The organism is Desulfocicer vacuolatum DSM 3385, assembly GCF_900176365.1.
Lineage (GTDB): Bacteria > Desulfobacterota > Desulfobacteria > Desulfobacterales > Desulfobacteraceae > Desulfocicer > Desulfocicer vacuolatum.
Genome location: NZ_FWXY01000008.1, coordinates 92,125 through 110,195 on the forward strand (window position 1 = coordinate 92,125; position 18,071 = coordinate 110,195).

Sequence of the window (18,071 nt, forward strand, 5' to 3'; positions counted from 1 at the left end):
AAGTTGAGTAATTCACATAATGCTTGATTTATTGCAAAATCCAAGTCTTTATAATCAAATTGTTTTTGCAATGAAAGTGATTATGTACTATTGATATTCATCAACAACTTCTTTATTCGTAATATCAACATGTTAGAATACATCAATTTCTTCAAGAAAGAATATCAAAAAACAGATATGAAATCAAAAATTTACAATACTTCTTCTTTCAATTCCATGTGTGAAACCGGAGTCACTGTATGTTAAAAAATTAGACATCCAAATGCCGCTGTAGTATTAAGTCCGCAGGTGCGACAAACGGCTGAAATTATTTATATTCAAGGGGGGGGGAAGATCATGATTTTTTGCGGTAAAAAAAACGGCCCGGCAAAGGGACAAAGGATTGCAAATTTAATGGTGATCATGGGTATTGTCATCGGCCTGTTGCACCAGCCCTGCCGGGCAGAAATGAACCCATCTGATCTTCCCGGAGTGTTGCAACCCTGGGTACAATGGGTGCTCCACGGCAAAAAAAAAGAGATATCATGTACCCCCCGTTATAATGATGCCCGCCAACTGACATGCAGCTGGCCGGGCAGATTGAATATTACTCTTGGTGATAAAGGCGGAGAATTTAACCAGATCTGGGATATTCTCCACGATACCTGGATCTCCCTTCCCGGGCATGCCGGTCAGTGGCCGTTTAATGTGAAGGTGAATGACGCCCCTGCCTTATTAATGATGCATGACAATACCCCTGCCATCCATCTGCTCCCTGGACAGTATCACATCTCTGGACAGTTTCAATGGCAGACACCACCTGAATACCTTAAGGTCCCCGAAAAAACAGGATTGTTATCTGTGTGGATAAAAAATCAGCCTGTTCCCTTTCCCCATCTGGATAAAACTGGACGACTCTGGTTGAAAACCACCCAAAAGGTTAAAAAAGAAGAAGATCGCCTTAAGGTGGAGCGATTTCGAAAAATTGAAGATGATATTCCCCCAATGATCACCCTGTACACCACCCTGGAAGTTGCAGGCAAGGCCCGGGAAATCACTCTGGGGCCTTTATACGATCCTGGCTTATTCATCCCCCTTTCCCTGGAAAGTGATCTTCCTTCCCGTCTCTCCCGGGATGGCACCCTTCGTATCCAGGTGAGACCCGGCAGATATGATTTCACTTTAAAGTTACGATATATGGGCGTTTTGTCACAGTTGACATTTAAAGGAGAGGAGCCCCGATTTCAGCCAACGTATGAAATATGGTCCATTGTGCGTCGACCTCAATTGCGCATCATGGAAATTTCCGGAGTACCCCCGGTGGACCCCCGCCAGACATCCCTTCCCAAAAACTGGTATAATTATCCCGCATACCGCATAATGCCCCGGGAAACCATGATTTTTAAAGAAATAAAGCGTGGAGATCCCATGCCGGCCCCGGACAGGCTCACGCTGGACAGAACTCTCTGGCTTCGATTTGACGGATCCGGGTATACTGTTAAGGATAAAATAACCGGCCGAAAAAACAGTGACTGGCGATTGGAAATGGATCTGAACATGGTTCCCGGCAAAGTCACGGTGGACGGCATGGAGCAGTTAATCACAAAAAAAGCAAATACTGACAAACCCGGCCTTGAATTAAGAAAAGGTATATTGGACCTGACAGCGGAAAGCACCTTTGACAAGGGTATTTACCAGCTCCCCGCCACTGGATGGGACCATGATTTCAACCAGGTGACAGGACGATTAAACCTGCCGCCGGGATGGCAGCTTCTCCATGCCGGAGGTATTGATAAAATCCCCGGTACCTGGCTTCAGAAATGGACCTTACTCGATTTTTTTGTGGTGCTTATTTTTACCATTGCCACGGCAAAACTTTTTTCCATCCCCCTTTCCCTGGTGGGTTTTACCACACTGGTATTAATTTCCCATGACCCCCTTGCCCCCCGCTATGTGTGGCCGGTTCTTCTGGTGGGCATTGCCTTGTTAAGGCATCTGCCTCCGGGGAAATTTAAAAAAACAATTAAATTTTGCCATGGCATGGTTGTGCTGAGTCTTTTATTCACAGCCGTTCCCTATGCCGTGCACACCCTTCGGGTGGGTATTTATCCCCAGCTGGAAAAACCATGGATTTCCATGAACACGGATCAAGCGCCTTACCCATCGGCCCGGCATACTCAAAATGACGGATTCCAGGAATCCATGTCAGCCCAGGACAGCGAACCCTACCGCGTGGGAAGTCTTAAAAAGGCCCGGAAGATGGCAGCACCCTTATTGTCCCGGGAAAGAGCACCTGCTTTACCGGCTCCCCATTCCATGAAAATGCCGGTGGAACCCGATGCCATGACCCAGACCGGGCCCGGCCTTCCCCGGTGGCAAGCCTTTACCACTGTGCCATTCAGCTGGTCCGGCCCGGTGGCACCCGGAGAGTCAATCTCCTTTACCCTCATTGGCCCTGGTATGAATCGCTTTCTTGCCTTTTTACGGGTGGGACTCATGGTGGTTCTGGCTACAGGGCTTCTGGGAATCACCTGGAACAGAGAAAAAAAATTTTTCCAATATGGTACCACAGCGCTGTTTTGGCTTATTATGATCCATTTCATGGGAAATCCAATCCCCGGTCATGCCACCGAGATTCCCTCTTCTGAAATGCTGCAAACCCTTCAAAACAGACTTCTTGAACAAAAGGACTGTTTTCCCCATTGTGCAGACATGGGGCGTGCCGATATTCGTATAGATTCCCAGGAGCTTTTTGTAAAACTTTCCATAAATGCCCAGCTGGATACCATGGTGCCACTACCCGGCCATGCCCGGCACTGGTTGCCGGGTAAGGTTTTACTGGATGGGTTTGAATCCCAGGCTATTTTCCGGGAAAATGAAATTTTGTGGATGATGATCCCAAAAGGTTCCCATGAAGTTATTCTCCAGGGAAAGCTGCAAAAAAGGAACACCTTTCAACTCTTTTTCTCCCTTAACCCCCATACTGCTTTGGTGACGGCCCGGGGATGGACAGTGCAGGGGTATAACCCGGACAGCACCCTGGAGGAATCGCTTCACTTCACCCGCATCTCAACGGAAAAAGAACCCCGGGGGGAAATGCTGGAAACCGGTGTGTTGCCTGCCTTTGCCCGGGTGGAACGCCACATTGTGCTGGGAAAGGAGTGGCGGGTGAAAACCACAGTGCATAGAGTGACACCGGCTGACAGTGCCATGGCATTGCATCTTCCTTTGCTGCCCGGTGAATCTGTGATCACCCGGGGGGTGAATGTTAAAGAGAATAAGGTCCAAGTGAATATGAAAGCAGATCGGACCTTGTTTAAATGGGACTCTTTTCTGGAGCCTGTTGATACCCTGGAGCTTTTCCATGAACAAACCCGGAATTGGACAGAGGTGTGGACATTGGATGTGGCCCCACGATTCCATGTGGAAACCCACGGCATACCCGTAATTTTACACCAGGTTTCCCGGCGATGGATGCCCACGTGGCACCCATGGCCCGGAGAAAAAGTTACCCTTACCATATCACGGCCCACAGCCATCAAGGGCAATACCTTAACCCTGGAAAAAAGTCATCTGGTGCTCAGGCCCGGTCAACGTAGCACCCAGGCTCGGCTTTCCCTTGAAATGAAAAGCACCCAGGGGGGACAGCACACCATTCAACTGCCGGAAAATGCCCGTTTGGAGGAGATCCGCATTGACGGCAAGGTTCAGTTGATTCGCCAGGAGGGACGCTCTGTTCCCCTGCCGGTGTCGCCGGGAACCCACACGGCAATGTTAAAATGGCGGGAGCCCCGGGGCATGGAAATATTTTATCCCACCTCCCATGTGAACCTTGGGCATGCCAGTGTCAATGCCGGTGTGGATTTGCATCTTCCCGGAAATCGTTGGCCTTTATTTATGGGAGGAGAACACCTCACCGGTCCGGCAGTGCTCTTCTGGTCCGTGCTTTTTGTGGTGGTGATCATCAGTGCCGGAATGGCTTTTTCCGGTGCGACGCCCCTGGGATTCTATTCTCTTTTTCTGCTGGGGCTTGGCATGTCCATGAGCAGCCTTGAAGCGTGTTTTTTTGTGGGTGCATGGCTTGTGGCCATGAAACGACGGCAACAATCCATGGCAACGCCTGCCACAGAAACAGCAAAGCAAAAACAGTTCAACTTGATTCAACTGGGGCTTGTGGCCTTAACCGTTGTTGCCGCAGGATCACTTTTGTTTGCTGTATCCCAGGGACTTTTAGGTCACCCGGACATGAATATCACGGGGAACGGCTCAAGTGCCGGGGTGCTTCGATGGTACCATGATGTCAGTGCAAACACCTTGCCTGTGGCCTGGGTTATCTCTATCCCCATGCTTTACTATCGTCTGGCCATGCTGGCCTGGGCCCTGTGGATTTCATTTGGACTTATCGGTGTGGTTAAATGGGCATGGCAAGCCTTTACAATCCCTGTTCTCTGGTATGATGTGCCCAGAAAACCGTTTCGATTGAAAAAAAACAAACCCGACAAAAATGAAAAAGAGAAGTGAATTAATTTTTAAACTTCACAGGCGCATAACGCTTTTGAAGACAGCCTGATGGCTTGAGAGATATTTTTAAAAAGCAAGGATCCAGAGTAAATTATGCATACCGAAAAAATTGATACCATCATCATTGGAGGGGGACTCAGCGGAATTTATGCTGCCTTTTTGTTGGCTGAAAAACAAAAATCAGTGGTGTTGCTTGAGGCTCGATCCCGTGTGGGGGGAAGAATTTTAAGTCCTGAGCATCAAGGCTTTTTTGCAGACCTGGGACCATCCTGGTATTGGCCCATGATTAACCCCAAAGTAAATGCGCTGGTAAAAACACTGGGCCTGAAAGGGTATCCCCAGTTTGAAACGGGTCTGGCCCGATTCCAGGCCAGGGATGGCCATGCGGAAACCATTGCAGGATACCCCATGGAACCTCCGGGATGGCGTCTTAACGGTGGTATGATTTCTCTTATCAAGGGACTTTGTTGCAAAATTCCTGAAAATGTCATTCGCCTCAACCATCCAGTATGCGAAATTCATCGTCAGGACAATGGAATTGGCGTTGTTGTGGGACGTCATGATCACAAGCCCCAATGCTTGCTCAATGCCTCCAGCCTCATTCTTGCCTTACCCCCCCGGCTTGCTGCCGGATCCATTTTATTTACCCCGGATTTATCTTATGATCTTACCCAGGCCATGTTGAAAACAAGCACCTGGATGGCGGGACATGCAAAATTTTTTGCCCTGTATGATAAGGCAGATTGGCGAAAGATGGGCCTTTCCGGCCAGGGCTTCAGTCTGTGTGGTCCCCTGGGGGAAATTCATGATGGGTCCAGTGAAACAAGCGTTCCCACTGGTTTGACTGGGTTTATAAGTATTCCTGCATTGCGTCGTAAAAATGGCGATGGCATGGAACAGGCTATTATCACCCAGCTTAGCCGCCTTTATGGCCATGGGGCTGGACATCCCATGAACCTGTACTATCAGGACTGGGCAAAAGAAGAGTTTACCGCCACGGAATATGACCAGCGGGCGGTGCACAATCACCCTGAATATGAGCCCCCGGGCGGAAAAACAAGCATCTGGGATGACACCTTTCATTTTGCCGGGACAGAAACCGCTGACCATTTAGGTGGCTACCTTGAGGGTGCATTGTCCAGCGCTGAACGGGCTGTTTCAGCCATCGTTTCATGAATTTGACCCAAAAAAATGAAGGGATAATATTACCATTATAAGAGAATAATAGAGTAGAAATTGTAAAAGAGAAAACAATTCCCCCCCAAAAATGCCATGGGCGGCCCAAGATTAAATTTGAGGTCCACCCATGACAGTTATAATGGCATATCAAAAAAGAAGATTGGGAAGCCACATGACTATCTCTGGATAAAGCAAAATAAAGATAACCACAGCCAGCTGTATCAAAACAAATGGAAGTATCGAACGGTAAATATCTCCCATGGAAACCTCTGGAGGAGCAACGCCCTTCATATAAAATAGGGTAAATCCAAAGGGTGGGGTGAGATAATCCATCTGTACCTGGGTCATGAATAAAACACCGAACCACACCGGATCATATCCCAATTCAACAATAATGGGTAAAAACACGGGGACCGTTATCATCACCTGGGTGATTTCGTCCAGAAAAAAACCAAGTACTATGAGCACCACAAGAATAAAACCAAAAATCAAAGCCGGATTTTTAAAACCAAATAAAAGTTCTGAGATGAGATCCTGGCCCCCGGTGCGAAAAAAAATACTGGTGAAGCAGGCCGCTCCAAAAAGGATCCACATAATCATACCGGTGATCCCCATGGATCGAACCGCAGCCTCGCTGAGCATGGCCCAGTTAAGTCGACGGTTGATAAGAGCGCTGATCAAAGCACCGGCAACACCAACAGCCGCCGCTTCCGTGGGAGAGGCAACCCCGGCAAAAATGGTTCCAAGAACCGCACCCACCACGCCAATGGGAAGAATCAAGCCCTTGGCAAGGACAATTAACTCCTTAAAAGAAACCCTCTCTTCTTTGGGTAGGGCCGGGGCATACTCGGGTTGTAAAAAGCTTCGTATGGCAATGTAGGCTAAAAATGAAAACACAAGAAGACAACCAGGAACAACACCGCCAGCAAAAAGTTTACCAATGGATACTCTGGCCACCATGCCATAAACGATGAGGGAAATACTGGGGGGGATGAGAAGCCCCAGGGCTCCGCCAGCCAGGATGGGCCCAATGGCGATACTTTTATGGTAACCCTGTTTGAGCATAATGGGTAACGCAATGATACCCATGGTGACCACAGCCGTGGTACTGACACCTGACATGGCGGCAATAATAGCACAAATCAATACTGTACCCATGGATAATCCACCACGCACCGGTCCCAGAGCCTGGTACATGAAGGCGTAAAGATCTTCTGCCACACCGGATTTTTCCAGCAGACAGGCCATGAGAATGAAAAGGGGCATGGCAATGAGAACCATGCTGGACATCATCCCGAAAACATTGGTGGCAATAAAGGGAAGTGTCTGTGATCCGAAAAAGAAAAATGCAGTGACAATGGCGCTGCTGGACAGGGTAAAGGCCATGGGAAATCCAGTAATTAACCCAAAGAGCAAGCCGCCCACAAGTGTCAAAACAGGTAGTAATTCCGTCATGATAATTCCTTCCCGGTAAAAGCAAGATTAAGAGTTCGAATATATTGGGCAAGACCCTGGAGAAGCATCAAAAACGCTGCCAATGGGATGGTCAGCTTCACCGGCCATAAAGGAGAGGCCCACGGTGAAGGTGAAACAGCTTGTTTTAACTCAAAGGCACGCATTCCGATGTGCAATCCATGCCAGAATAGTAAACCAATAAACATGAAAAAAAGAGGATAAGTAAAACAATCAATGATGGCTCGTCCCCGCTTTGAAAACAAATTGTAAACAATATCTATTTTAACATGCTCATCATGCAAGAGCACATAGGGTCCGGCAAGGACAGCATAGGCACCAAAAACATGCAATGCCAGCTCGTGGCACCAGATGGTTGGAGCGTTGAATGCAAATCTCAATATCACATCATAGAGCAGGAAAAAGGCAAGCAGGAAGACAAAAGAGCTGATCAACCTTCCACTCCACTCGCTGATTGAATCTATAATGGCCAAGACACGTCTCATTGTATTTCCCTTTTCAATATTTCTGAATTTAATTACTTGAAAAGAAACCGTCCAGGGATATGGACGGTTTCTCTATTTTTATAAGCAACTCTTCGTAAAACTGAGTGGAGTTCCTATGGTTGCTGTGGCGAACCAGAATTAAAACACAGTCCGCCCGTGGCAATTACGCAGGGAAAGAATTATTTGGCTTGCCAATATCCTTTTTCCACGGCCCATTTTTTTGTTATATCAAAAATCTCTTTAAAAGCTGCATCTTTAAAGTATTTTTCAGGTACAACTTCACTGGCAAGAGCAGACAGCTTATTAGCGTCCTCTTCAGACCACTCAACAATTTCAATACCCTTCTTCTCCACAAAATCCCAAGCTTTTTGAATGGTTAATTCAGCTTCAAACTTATTTCTTGCAGATCCGATTTCGCAGGCAGCCTCAAGAATGGCTTTCAAATCATCGGGAAGGGAATTCCAAGTTTCCAGATTTACGATGAATGCATCAGCAGCAGGACCAACCGCTGTGGGATATTTCACCCAGTATTTGGTAACTTCATGGAACCCCATGTCAACCATGTCTGCAGCATGGGAAAAGGTGATGGCATCCACACCGCCGGTGGAAAGCATGGTATAAATTTCATCACCGGGGGTCCAGATGGTACCGGCACCTAATTTAGCCAACTGCAAAGCAATGAGCTCAGAAGATCTGAATTTCAACCCTTTAATATCATCAATGCCATTGATGGGCTTTTTGGAAATCATCAGGTTGTCCAGAGTCCAATAGACATTCCCCACAAGGTGAACGCCGTGTTTGGCATATTCCTGACGCATGAGTTCCATGATTCGTCCGCCTTCATATTGTTCATAGAGTTGACGCATCTCGGCGATGGTTTTAGGTGCGGCCATACAGTCACCATGGGTAAAGGCGATGGGAAGCTGTCCGGGAAAATATCCAGGCCAGATAAAGGTGGCCTGCATAACACCCATACCTACTGCATCCAGTTGCTCAGCAACAGGAACGATGGCTCCAGGAGCACTGGGCTTCATGAGAATGCGTCCATTTGACATGCGCTTTACATAATCTGACATATAGGCGATGGAATCCCAGCTGATGCCGGAAGGTAACCAGGAGGAAGGTTGCCATCTGTAAGTTTTAGAAAAAGCTGGCATGGAAGAAGCAACAATCAAAAAAGCGCCCATTAATGCGACAATCATACCCCGGGTGAATCTAATTCGAACTTTCATTTCAGTCTCCTTGCAAAAATGTTTTTGTGTAAAAGAATGCTTACATTGTTAAATTTACAGGATATTCACACCTCCTTGTTTTTATTTATATTTTTAAAGTTATCTCCGTAATCATACATTATAAGGACCCCAAAATATGGAATCAACAAAACCCAAAACCAATCATAAAACATGTTACTTTAAATACTTACCTAAAATCATCATCAAATTATTCTGAATAACGGATTGTTTTTATATAAAATACTCCGTAAATCAGAGAAGTATTTCAAGCTTTGTTGTGGGTGGAACCGGATCAGAATACGGTCCGCCCGTGGCGGTTTATATGAAATACTCCGAAAATCAGGAATCTATTTCATGCTTTGTTGTGGGCAGGCCGAGGCCAGAATACGGTCTGTTATTTGGAAAAGCCGAACCCATGCCAGAAACCATGCATGGGTCAAAATTACTATTCCAGAAATACACAGATAAAATGCATTTAAAACACCAATGAATTCTCCCCACAGCATATTCTCGAATCTGATAATGAAATAATATCGCCATACAATGCCCTTGTATTGAATGAAATCTGAATTGTTTACCACTAACATACTTATAGTAAAATTTAATGTCAAGATTAATATCTCTATAGAAATATTAGTAATCATCTATTTAATGTTTACAGCATGTTGAAACTGACATGACAGGGATAATTAATCCGCATATTTCATTCCCCGGATCAAAGAAGAGGGAAAAAATCAGAACAAATTAAATCGTTGGAGAAAAAAACGAAAATTTAATTATGATGATGTGAAAATGAATTACAAGTTGATAGGTAGGCAGGCAGGCAAACTCAAATCATAATATGCGTCATAAATAAAATTGAGCCAAGGAGAGAACATGAAATTACAGCGCTGTCCATTCATCCAGCTCATAGACATTCGCTTTAGCGACACCGATGCCAACGGTCATGTGTTTTTTACCAACTACCAAACTTTTTTTGACACGGCATTCTTAAAATTTCTGGACCACATTGGTTGCAATGTTTTGTTTGCTCTACTTCAAACACCAATTTACTATGATCTGGATAATTTTAAATTGGATTTGAAGTGACGAGAACATTGAATTTCAACATATTTTTTAAAATACCCGGCTGAAAAAAAAAGGCTTTCCCGTAAAAACGCTATACGAAGCAAGGGAAAGCCCGATATAAATATGAAGAAAAAACCCTTCACATCTTGGTATATTTTATCCGGCAATGGTTCTATCATTCACACGGATTACTAATTTTCCAAAATTGTCACCCTTTAACATACCAATAAAAGCCTCTGGCGCGTTTTCCAGATCATCCACCAGATGCTCGCGGTATTTTATCTCTCCTTTGGCCACCCACTGGGACATATCCTTTGCAAATTCATCGTAACGATGACCATAATCATCAAAAATAATGAACCCCTGAACCGTTAAGCGTTTGACCAGAATGGTACCCATCAATCGGGACAGGCGATCCGGTCCATTTGGAAGCTGCGTGGCATTGTACTGGGAAATAAGTCCGCACACCGGAATTCTGGCCTTTGTGTTCAGGCGCGGCAACACCGCATCAAACACCTTGCCCCCGACACTTTCAAAATAGATATCAATGCCCTTGGTGCAAACATTTTTAAGCTGGCGGTGAAAATCCACAGCACGGTGATCCAGACATTCATCAAATCCAAGAATTTCTTTTGCATATTTACACTTTTCAGGCCCACCGGCAACACCTATGACATGGCAGCCCTTTAATTTGCCTATCTGCCCCACGGTTGCCCCCACAGGTCCTGTGGCCGCAGCCACCACAAGGGTTTCCCCGGGTTTGGGCTGCCCGATATCCAACAACCCCATATAGGCGGTGAAGCCAGGCATCCCCAATATTCCCAATGCATGGGAGGGATTCTTAGGATTGTATCCCAATGGCATCAGGTCAGCGCCATCGGAAAGGGCATAATCCTGCCACCCACTATAGCCAAGGACCCATTGATCTGCCTTGTAATCAGGATGTCGGGAAGATTCAACCCGGCACACGGTTCCCCCCACCATGACCCCGTCCACCTCAACTGGGTCAGCATAGGAAGGAGCATCGCTCATTCTTCCCCGCATATACGGATCAAGGGAGAGATATTCCGTGCGTAACAGCACCTGGCCGTCTAATGGTTCCGGCACGGGCGTGGTCTCCAGGCGAAAATCCCCGGAAACCGGAGCCCCCTGGGGACGACGGGCCAATACGATGCGACGATTCTGTTCTTTATTTTGAGACATGAGCATCTTCCTTTTCCTGCTCTTTCTTTTCCACAGGACAATGCAGGGCCTCTTTGGCGAAAAGGGTTGTAAAACATTTATTGCATGAAATACACTTGGCCTTTTCAATATCCCCTGATTCCCATCTTTCTATCAGATGGGGTTCCCTGATAAGGGGTCTTGAAATGGCGATATAGTCTGTAACACCTGAATCCACAGCATCTTCTGCAATATTATAAGACAAAATTCCCCCCACCAGAATAAGGGGAATATTCAGTTCTTTTTTAAATCTCCGGGCCGCATCTTTATAATATGCCTCCCGATCCTGGGATTTTGAAATCCCCACTCTGGAGGGAATGTATTTTCCGGATTCAAAGGTGCCGCCGCTCATCTCAATGGCATCCATGCCTCGTTGTTCAACCATTTTACAAACCGTTATCATCTCCTCCAGTGTCATCCCGTCTTCAAGGAAATCCTGGCAATTGATTTTCACCATGATGGGAAAGGAGGCACCCACCCGTTGCCTGATCTCTTCGTACACCTCAATGAGCAAACGAGCCCTGTTTTCAAGGATGCCACCATAATCATCTTTTCTTTTATTATAATGGGGTGATAAAAACTGGCTGAGCATATAACCATGGGCTGCATGGATTTCAACGGCATCAAAACCTGCTCTCACAGCTCTGTGGGCAGCATCTCCAAAGGCGTTAATGGTTCTGTTAATATCATCCATGGTCATGGCAGAGGCTTTTTTGACCTTTTTTTTAAAAACATCAGAGGGAGCCAGGGGAGCATGGGCCTCTTTTCCGATGCCATTTTTTCCGGCATGGGCCAATTGCACGGCAACAACACCGCCATTGTCGTGGATCACCGAAGCAACCTTTTTTAAGCTGTCCATCATGTCATCGGAATAGATACCCATCTGCCGGGGGCCTGCCTGGCCTTCCCTTGTCACATGGGCATGGCCAGTGATGATAAGCCCCACCTGTCCCCGGGCAAGTTGTGCCATGTATTCCAGCAGCTGGTCTGTGACCTTTCCATCTAAATCTGCCATGGCTTCGTAGGTGGCAGATCTGACAAATCGATTTTTTACCTTCATTCCATTGATGGTTGTTTGTTCAAATAATGTGGACATTCTTTTTCCTTTTTTTATAATCAGATCTTCACTGAAAAAATTTTAAATATAATTTTCTGACGGTTTGAGAAAGTAATCAAACAAAAGCCTTATACACTCTTTCACCGGGGTTGTGGAATTGGTTATTTTCATATTTAGCAATGCCCCTTCCCAGGCATTCCATATAAAATCAGTTAAACTCCCCGCTGGTATATCATTTCTAATAATTCCCGTATCTTGACCTTGCTGGATATAACCTGCCACCCGGGCTTTCCATGTATGGGTAGATGACCGGTCGTCTTGATATCAAGAGACCTATTTTAAAATTTGTAAAAATATTGCCATGGATGTGCCAAAGGGTGTCACCAAAATTAATGATAGCTGCCATGGACAGACTGCATTCTGACCTCGCCCCCCCATAAAAGGCTATGAGACGGCCCAGACTGCGAGTCGTAGCTGCCATGGACAGACTGCATTCTGACCTCGCCCCCCTTGCATGGCCCATATTATGAATAAAACCTGAACTTTACCCATGATGATCAATGCATTGAACAACGCTTGCATACAAAAACTTATCCATGCCGGAATAAAAATGATCGCATCCGCTGATCTCTTTAAATGCACGGATATTCCAGCGTTTCAAATGCCCTTTGAGTTCTGATGCATGTGCGTATTCATCTCTGTCACCACAGATCACAAAACATGGATGTGAAAATCCCGAAACATCGGTAAAATCCATGAAACTCACCGGGGGGGAAACCAGCAATTGATGCAGCGGCGCTGTTTTCTTAAAAACAGTGTGGGCATTCACCCAGGAGCCAAAGGAATATCCGGCAACGGCAAGATTGGAAATGCCTTGAGCTTTCAAAAAAGAGGTTGCGGCGGTGACATCGGCACATAAATCAAAAAAAGTGTTATAATCTCCTGTGCTTTTTCCCGTACCCCTGAAGTTAAACCGCAGGGTTGCATAGCCATTATCAAGATAGGCCTGTTCCATGGTTCTGACAACCACATTGTCCATGTTTCCACCATACTCGGGATGGGGATGGGTTAAAATGACGCCGCTCTGGTTTCCAGCCCCTTGAAAAACCCCTTCCAACTGCCCATTTTCAAAGGCAATGTCAACTTTTTCTTTCATTTGTTTTCCTTTACTTTTTTATCACTGCCATGGGCAGATCATATTGGGGTTTGCCTGCCCACAACGATAAATGGAACTCTGATTATTACAGGACTTTGGATGGAGTTTCATATCAACGGGCATGTCCTGTCAGACACAACGAATATTGAAAATAGTATCATACCGCCCCCCGAGGGGCAATGATCCCGGCCCGGAACTGTAGACAGCTCAATTGGCCGGTTCCTATTGCCCATCGGGGGGCTCTGCTGAAGATGCTCGGAAGTACGGTCCCCCGTGGCGCTTATTCCGCACTCCCCGCAACTTGCATCCCAGCCAATCCATTGAAAAAAATCTGTATTTATTAATAAAACAATTTTTGCAAAAGTCGTTTTTCACCAAATCGAAGGGGAAATATCACCATCATAATGCAGATTATAATAGAAGTTGTAAAGGAGAAACCAATCCAGAAAAGTGTGATGCCTGACAAATGTCCGTCCTTGAAATGGGTGAACAAAATAGTATAAACCGGCCCGGCCTGGAGGACAAGAATACCACCGATGAAAACGGCACTGTAAATCATGAACAAAAGTCCGCCGTAACCGGTGACGGTCTGGGCAGAATCTTCACCTGTTTTGGCCTGCTCACCCTTAGCAATAGTATGCTACGCAGTCCCAAACATTTGCATTACTAAACCGAATGTTTACTTTTCTCAATTTATCCCGTCATAATCAATTTGACTTACCTCACGTGCTGGTTATTTTTATATATGTCATAATTTAAGGAGGACAACATGAAAAATTCCAAGAAAGCCCTCTTACTTCTCATTTTATTGCTGCTTTTTTTTACAGTATCTTGCCAAAACATAACTCCCCATGGTGCCAGCGGTGATTACCATGCAGGCTCATATGCCGGAGAAAATGCAGCCCATGAAGATGTTCTTCACAACCACGGCCAATTTTACAAAATATCCGATACAACTGCCATTAGAAAAAATATCGGCAAATATTTAAAAGAGAAGGAAGGTCCTGTCTCCGACGCTTATATTAAAGGATTCAAATGGGGATATAAAAGAGGTTTTCGTGACAGTGTTGATACCTACAACGGTGGGGGGTGAATGAATCAAACCGAATGCAGAACACTGGATTGCAAATTATAACACCGCCATTAATAAAAATATTTGAGCCAAGGAGATCACATGACCACAAAGAAAGGACCGTTCAGCATGACCATTGACATTCGTTTTGCAGACACCGATGCCAACGGCCATGTTTTTTTTGCCAATTACCAGACTTTTTTTGACACGGCTTTTTTAAAATATCTGGATCACATCGGTTGCAGTTTTAAATGGTTCATTGATCAAAATATCAATTTTTATTATGTGGAAGCCACCTCACAGTTTAAATCCGCGCTGACCTATGGTGATAAAATTGTTGTTTCTGTTAATATTTCAAAATTTGGCAGAACCAGTTTTACCATTGACTTTGAAGGCAGAGATGCAAAAAGTGGTCGTCTTGCCGCCACCGGACATATTGTTTCCGTTGTGGTGGACAAGGCCACTGAAATACCTGTTGAAATTCCAAAAGCCTTTAAGACAGCCGTGGGCACAGTGCAAAACCTTTAAATTTCCATTTTACCGGACGATGCCTTTCCCTTTCAATGCAGCAATATCTTGGGGATCATAACCCAGCCCCCGGAGGATGTCATCACTATGGGCACCTTTGTCCGCCCCCCGGGTGCGGGTACCGGGACGACATTTCCCGAAACGGGCCGGATAGCCCGGTACATTTATCTCACCCAAACCGGGATATTGAGCCGGTCGAACATAGCCGTTGGCCTTTGCCTGGATATCATTTTCCACATCCATCACCTTCTGGATGGGGGCGAACATCAGCTTGGCTGCCATGAAATCTACCATCCACTCATCCCGGGATCGGGTGGTAAAAAGTTCATCAAGAAGGGAAATCAGTTCATCGGAGGTTATGGGGCCCCCTTTTTCATTGGTGAATCTGGGATCACGGGCAATTTCCGGGGCACCCATGACCCGGCAAAAGGGTTCCCAGTACTTCTCCTCGGGATGATGGGTGCACATCACCCATTGACCGTCCCCGCAGCAGAACACATTTCGCAAAGGAGAATGATGGGACCGCTCCGAAGGCACACAGGGATCAATTTTCAAGGTGTTGGCCAGCATCAGGTTGATATGTTGTAGCCATAATGACGAACTGTACAATGAGACATGGACTTCCTGGGAAACACCCTGGCGCTCCCTGGCCAGCAGGGCTGCGAGTACGGCATGGGAAAGAGTGATGGCCGTGGCCTGGTCAAGCAGCCCAATATGCAGCATAGCCGGTAATTCCCCGCCCGTGGTAAACATCATGCCGGAGCAGGCCTGTCCCAAAGGGTCAAAAGCGCCAATATCCTGTAGAGGGCCCTCCTGGCCGTAACCGGAAACACTGGCATGGATAATCCTGGAATTAACGGCACTGATGGACGCATAATCAAGATTCATCTTTTGGGTGGTGCTTTTGCGCAGGTTGATCATGAACACATCCGCATCCCGGATCAGGCGATTGAAAATCTCCCGGCCCCGGTCTGTATTGATGTCAAGGCAAATATTCTTTTTGTTCCGGTTAGACACTTCAAAGGTCACGCTCCGTCCGTCAGAAGCGGCCATGTCTACGGCCCCGACTTTGGTCCAGTACCGGATACCGTCCCCCACCGGGTCTTCCACTTTGATTACCTCTGCCCCCAGATCGCCCAGTATGGCCCCGCACCCCGGACCCGCATGAAACACGCCGTACTCAACGACTTTTATCCCTTCCAAGGGCAAAGGAGCGTCATCCCGGCTGTCTTTGTCATGATACCTGACTTCCATTGGCTCTTCCTTATTTTGAGACATGATTACCTTCCTTTTGCCGCACTTTTTTTCCTTTGTTTTGACTTCTATTTTTTTTATTTTTGTTTTCATAACGTATAAAAAATATGACGGGTCCTCTTAATATCAAGGGAATTATTTCAAAACTTGAGAACAAGATCCATTTACATTTTTTTTACAACTTGTTTACAACTCCATGACACATGGTTTATTCAATGGAGGTATGATGAGTTTAATTCGACGATCAAGTAGTAACAATCTTTGATCATAGAGTAAAGAATTCATCCATAGTAAATATTCGGCCAGCACCCCATATTCACTCATTTGGGCCTGCTCACCCTTAGCAAAAGTATGCTACGCAGTCCCAACTAAGCGAATATGGGGCACTGCCCAAACATTTACAGACCAAGCCGAATATTTACCATCCATAAAAGGAGCCCCCCATGAAACAAAGCATGCGTATTTATCCAGGACTTGTTATTGGTTTTACTACCATGGCAATCTTTTTTGTATCCATGATGACCCCGGCCATGGCCAGCTCCCGGCAGGACACCGGGGTGATGTGCCGCCTTAAAACGGACAAAGATATTTTTCCGGCAGGAAAATCCCAGAATATCGTTTTAAAAATCAGCCTGGATGCCCCACTGCCTCCGGCAGACATCCAGCGCCCCGCCGTGAACATTTCCCTGGTGCTGGACCAATCCGGGTCCATGAACGGCATAAAAATAGACCAGGCAAAGGCAGCAGCAAAAGAGGCAGTGAACAGATTGGGATTAAAGGATGTTTTTTCCCTGGTTACCTATAACAACACCATCAGGACCATTGTACCTGCCCAGCATCCAAAAAACAGAAGGCAAATCACCGACACCATCCGACAGATCCATGCCAGCGGTAATACTGCCCTTTTTGGTGGTGTCAGCCAGGGAGCAGCTGAGATTAGAAAAAACATTGAAAAAGACTATGTCCACCGCATTGTTCTTTTGTCCGACGGCCTTGCCAATGTAGGGCCCAGCACCCCTGAGGACCTGGGCCGCCTGGGAGCGGCATTGATCAAAGAAAATATCTCCGTCACCACAGTGGGGGTGGGGGTGGATTACAATGAAGATCTCATGGCAAGGCTTTCCCAGAAAAGTGACGGCAATACCTATTTTGTTGAATCCGGATATGATCTGCCCTCCATCTTCACAGCAGAACTGGGGGATGTCCTCAATGTGGTGGCCAAAAAAGTAAAAGTCATTATTACCCTGGCAGATGATATCATCCCGGTGGGGATTATTGGAAGGGAAGGCAGAATTAACGGTAATCGCATCTCCTTTTCCATGAACCAGCTCTATGGGGGCCAGGAAAAATATGCCCTGGTGGAGGTAAAACTGCCTGCATCCCCACCAGGCTCACATAAAAAAATTGCCCGGGCCAATGTATATTACGAAAATCCGTTCACCCGGCAACAGGCACAATCATCAGGGGTTTCTCACATTGAATTCAGCAGTAATCCTGCCACGGTGGCTGCATCCACAAATGTTGATGTGGTGCGGGAATATCAACTCAACCTTAATGCCCTGGCCCAGGAAAAAGCCATTGAATTATCAGATAAGGGGCAAAAGAAAAAAGCAGTGGCAGAATTGAAAAAATCCGCAGTTAAACTCAAAGAGCTGGGGGGCAGATATCAGGATGAAATTCTCCTTGAAGAGGCTGATGCCATTGAAAGCCAGGCCCGGCGTATTGAGGCCGAAGGAATGAGTAAAAAGAGTCGTAAGGTGCTGAGAACCAAATCATTTCAAATGAAAAACCAGCAGATATTAAAGGAATAATACCTGAAACGATGCAAGTCCGGCCAGACAATGTA

16 protein-coding genes and 1 pseudogene are annotated in these 18,071 nt (G+C 46.2%); 8 read left to right on the forward strand and 9 right to left on the reverse strand.

The genetic code is table 11. The features are described 5' to 3' along the window. Positions 1 to 336: 336 nt before the first annotated feature. Together B9A32_RS09070 and B9A32_RS09075 are read left to right on the forward strand one after the other, a co-directional pair. A complete protein-coding gene (locus tag B9A32_RS09070) occupies positions 337 to 4,500 on the forward strand; it encodes a hypothetical protein (protein WP_232367100.1) in 4,164 nt (1,387 codons plus the stop codon). Positions 4,501 to 4,593: 93 nt separating this feature from the next. Beyond that, positions 4,594 to 5,676 (forward strand): flavin monoamine oxidase family protein, encoded by a 1,083-nt coding sequence (locus tag B9A32_RS09075; RefSeq protein WP_084068566.1) that lies wholly within the window; start codon positions 4,594 to 4,596, stop codon positions 5,674 to 5,676. Positions 5,677 to 5,826: 150 nt separating this feature from the next. Here the strand turns inward: B9A32_RS09075 and B9A32_RS09080 are convergent, their stop codons facing one another. The 3 genes from B9A32_RS09080 to B9A32_RS09090 form a co-directional block, all read right to left on the reverse strand. Next, positions 5,827 to 7,134, reverse strand: a complete 1,308-nt coding sequence (locus B9A32_RS09080; RefSeq protein ID WP_084068568.1) for a TRAP transporter large permease — start codon at positions 7,132 to 7,134, stop codon at positions 5,827 to 5,829. Continuing rightward, on the reverse strand, positions 7,131 to 7,637 hold the full coding sequence (locus tag B9A32_RS09085; RefSeq protein WP_084068569.1) for a TRAP transporter small permease subunit: 507 nt from the start codon (positions 7,635 to 7,637) through the stop codon (positions 7,131 to 7,133). The genes B9A32_RS09080 and B9A32_RS09085 overlap by 4 nt, the downstream gene beginning before the upstream one ends. A 179-nt stretch (positions 7,638 to 7,816) precedes the next feature. Then, positions 7,817 to 8,869: a TRAP transporter substrate-binding protein gene (locus B9A32_RS09090; protein ID WP_084068571.1), complete on the reverse strand. Its 1,053-nt coding sequence runs from the start codon at positions 8,867 to 8,869 to the stop codon at positions 7,817 to 7,819. A gap of 322 nt (positions 8,870 to 9,191) precedes the next feature. Here B9A32_RS09090 and B9A32_RS21655 point away from each other — a divergent pair, with 322 nt between their 5' ends. Beyond that, positions 9,192 to 9,359, forward strand: coding sequence for a hypothetical protein (locus B9A32_RS21655; protein ID WP_212637873.1), 168 nt, complete (start codon positions 9,192 to 9,194; stop codon positions 9,357 to 9,359). A gap of 386 nt (positions 9,360 to 9,745) precedes the next feature. Further along, positions 9,746 to 9,958 carry an acyl-CoA thioesterase gene (locus B9A32_RS09100; RefSeq protein WP_084068575.1) on the forward strand — a complete coding sequence of 71 codons (213 nt, stop codon included), beginning with the start codon at positions 9,746 to 9,748 and terminating at the stop codon, positions 9,956 to 9,958. Between the two features lie 135 nt (positions 9,959 to 10,093). Here B9A32_RS09100 and B9A32_RS09105 read toward each other — a convergent pair whose 3' ends face one another. The 5 genes and pseudogenes from B9A32_RS09105 to B9A32_RS22510 form a co-directional block, all read right to left on the reverse strand. Then, positions 10,094 to 11,140 (reverse strand): NADP-dependent oxidoreductase, encoded by a 1,047-nt coding sequence (locus B9A32_RS09105; protein WP_084068577.1) that lies wholly within the window; start codon positions 11,138 to 11,140, stop codon positions 10,094 to 10,096. Beyond that, on the reverse strand, positions 11,127 to 12,254 hold the full coding sequence (locus tag B9A32_RS09110; protein ID WP_084068579.1) for an oxidoreductase: 1,128 nt from the start codon (positions 12,252 to 12,254) through the stop codon (positions 11,127 to 11,129). Before B9A32_RS09110 ends, B9A32_RS09105 begins: the two co-directional genes overlap by 14 nt. Positions 12,255 to 12,296: 42 nt before the next feature. Continuing rightward, positions 12,297 to 12,509: pseudogene (locus tag B9A32_RS09115) on the reverse strand (TetR family transcriptional regulator C-terminal domain-containing protein); the annotation flags it as partial. Positions 12,510 to 12,759: 250 nt separating this feature from the next. Further along, a complete protein-coding gene (locus B9A32_RS09120) occupies positions 12,760 to 13,371 on the reverse strand; it encodes an alpha/beta hydrolase (protein ID WP_084068584.1) in 612 nt (203 codons plus the stop codon). Positions 13,372 to 13,711: 340 nt separating this feature from the next. Next, on the reverse strand, positions 13,712 to 13,930 hold the full coding sequence (locus tag B9A32_RS22510) for a hypothetical protein (protein WP_139795771.1): 219 nt from the start codon (positions 13,928 to 13,930) through the stop codon (positions 13,712 to 13,714). Here B9A32_RS22510 and B9A32_RS21660 point away from each other — a divergent pair. The 3 genes from B9A32_RS21660 to B9A32_RS09135 all read left to right on the forward strand — a co-directional run bounded on the left by B9A32_RS21660 (position 13,853) and on the right by B9A32_RS09135 (position 14,971). After that, positions 13,853 to 14,041, forward strand: a complete 189-nt coding sequence (locus tag B9A32_RS21660) for a hypothetical protein (protein ID WP_212637880.1) — start codon at positions 13,853 to 13,855, stop codon at positions 14,039 to 14,041. The genes B9A32_RS22510 and B9A32_RS21660 overlap by 78 nt on opposite strands. 99 nt (positions 14,042 to 14,140) lie before the next feature. Then, positions 14,141 to 14,464 (forward strand): hypothetical protein, encoded by a 324-nt coding sequence (locus tag B9A32_RS09130; RefSeq protein WP_084068589.1) that lies wholly within the window; start codon positions 14,141 to 14,143, stop codon positions 14,462 to 14,464. Positions 14,465 to 14,545: 81 nt separating this feature from the next. Further along, positions 14,546 to 14,971 carry an acyl-CoA thioesterase gene (locus B9A32_RS09135; RefSeq protein ID WP_084068590.1) on the forward strand — a complete coding sequence of 142 codons (426 nt, stop codon included), beginning with the start codon at positions 14,546 to 14,548 and terminating at the stop codon, positions 14,969 to 14,971. Between the two features lie 9 nt (positions 14,972 to 14,980). Here B9A32_RS09135 and B9A32_RS09140 read toward each other — a convergent pair whose 3' ends face one another. Then, positions 14,981 to 16,249: a CaiB/BaiF CoA transferase family protein gene (locus tag B9A32_RS09140; protein ID WP_232367101.1), complete on the reverse strand. Its 1,269-nt coding sequence runs from the start codon at positions 16,247 to 16,249 to the stop codon at positions 14,981 to 14,983. Between the two features lie 419 nt (positions 16,250 to 16,668). Here B9A32_RS09140 and B9A32_RS09145 point away from each other — a divergent pair, with 419 nt between their 5' ends. Then, a complete protein-coding gene (locus B9A32_RS09145) occupies positions 16,669 to 18,036 on the forward strand; it encodes a vWA domain-containing protein (protein ID WP_084068592.1) in 1,368 nt (455 codons plus the stop codon). The last annotated feature ends 35 nt before the right edge of the window (positions 18,037 to 18,071 follow it).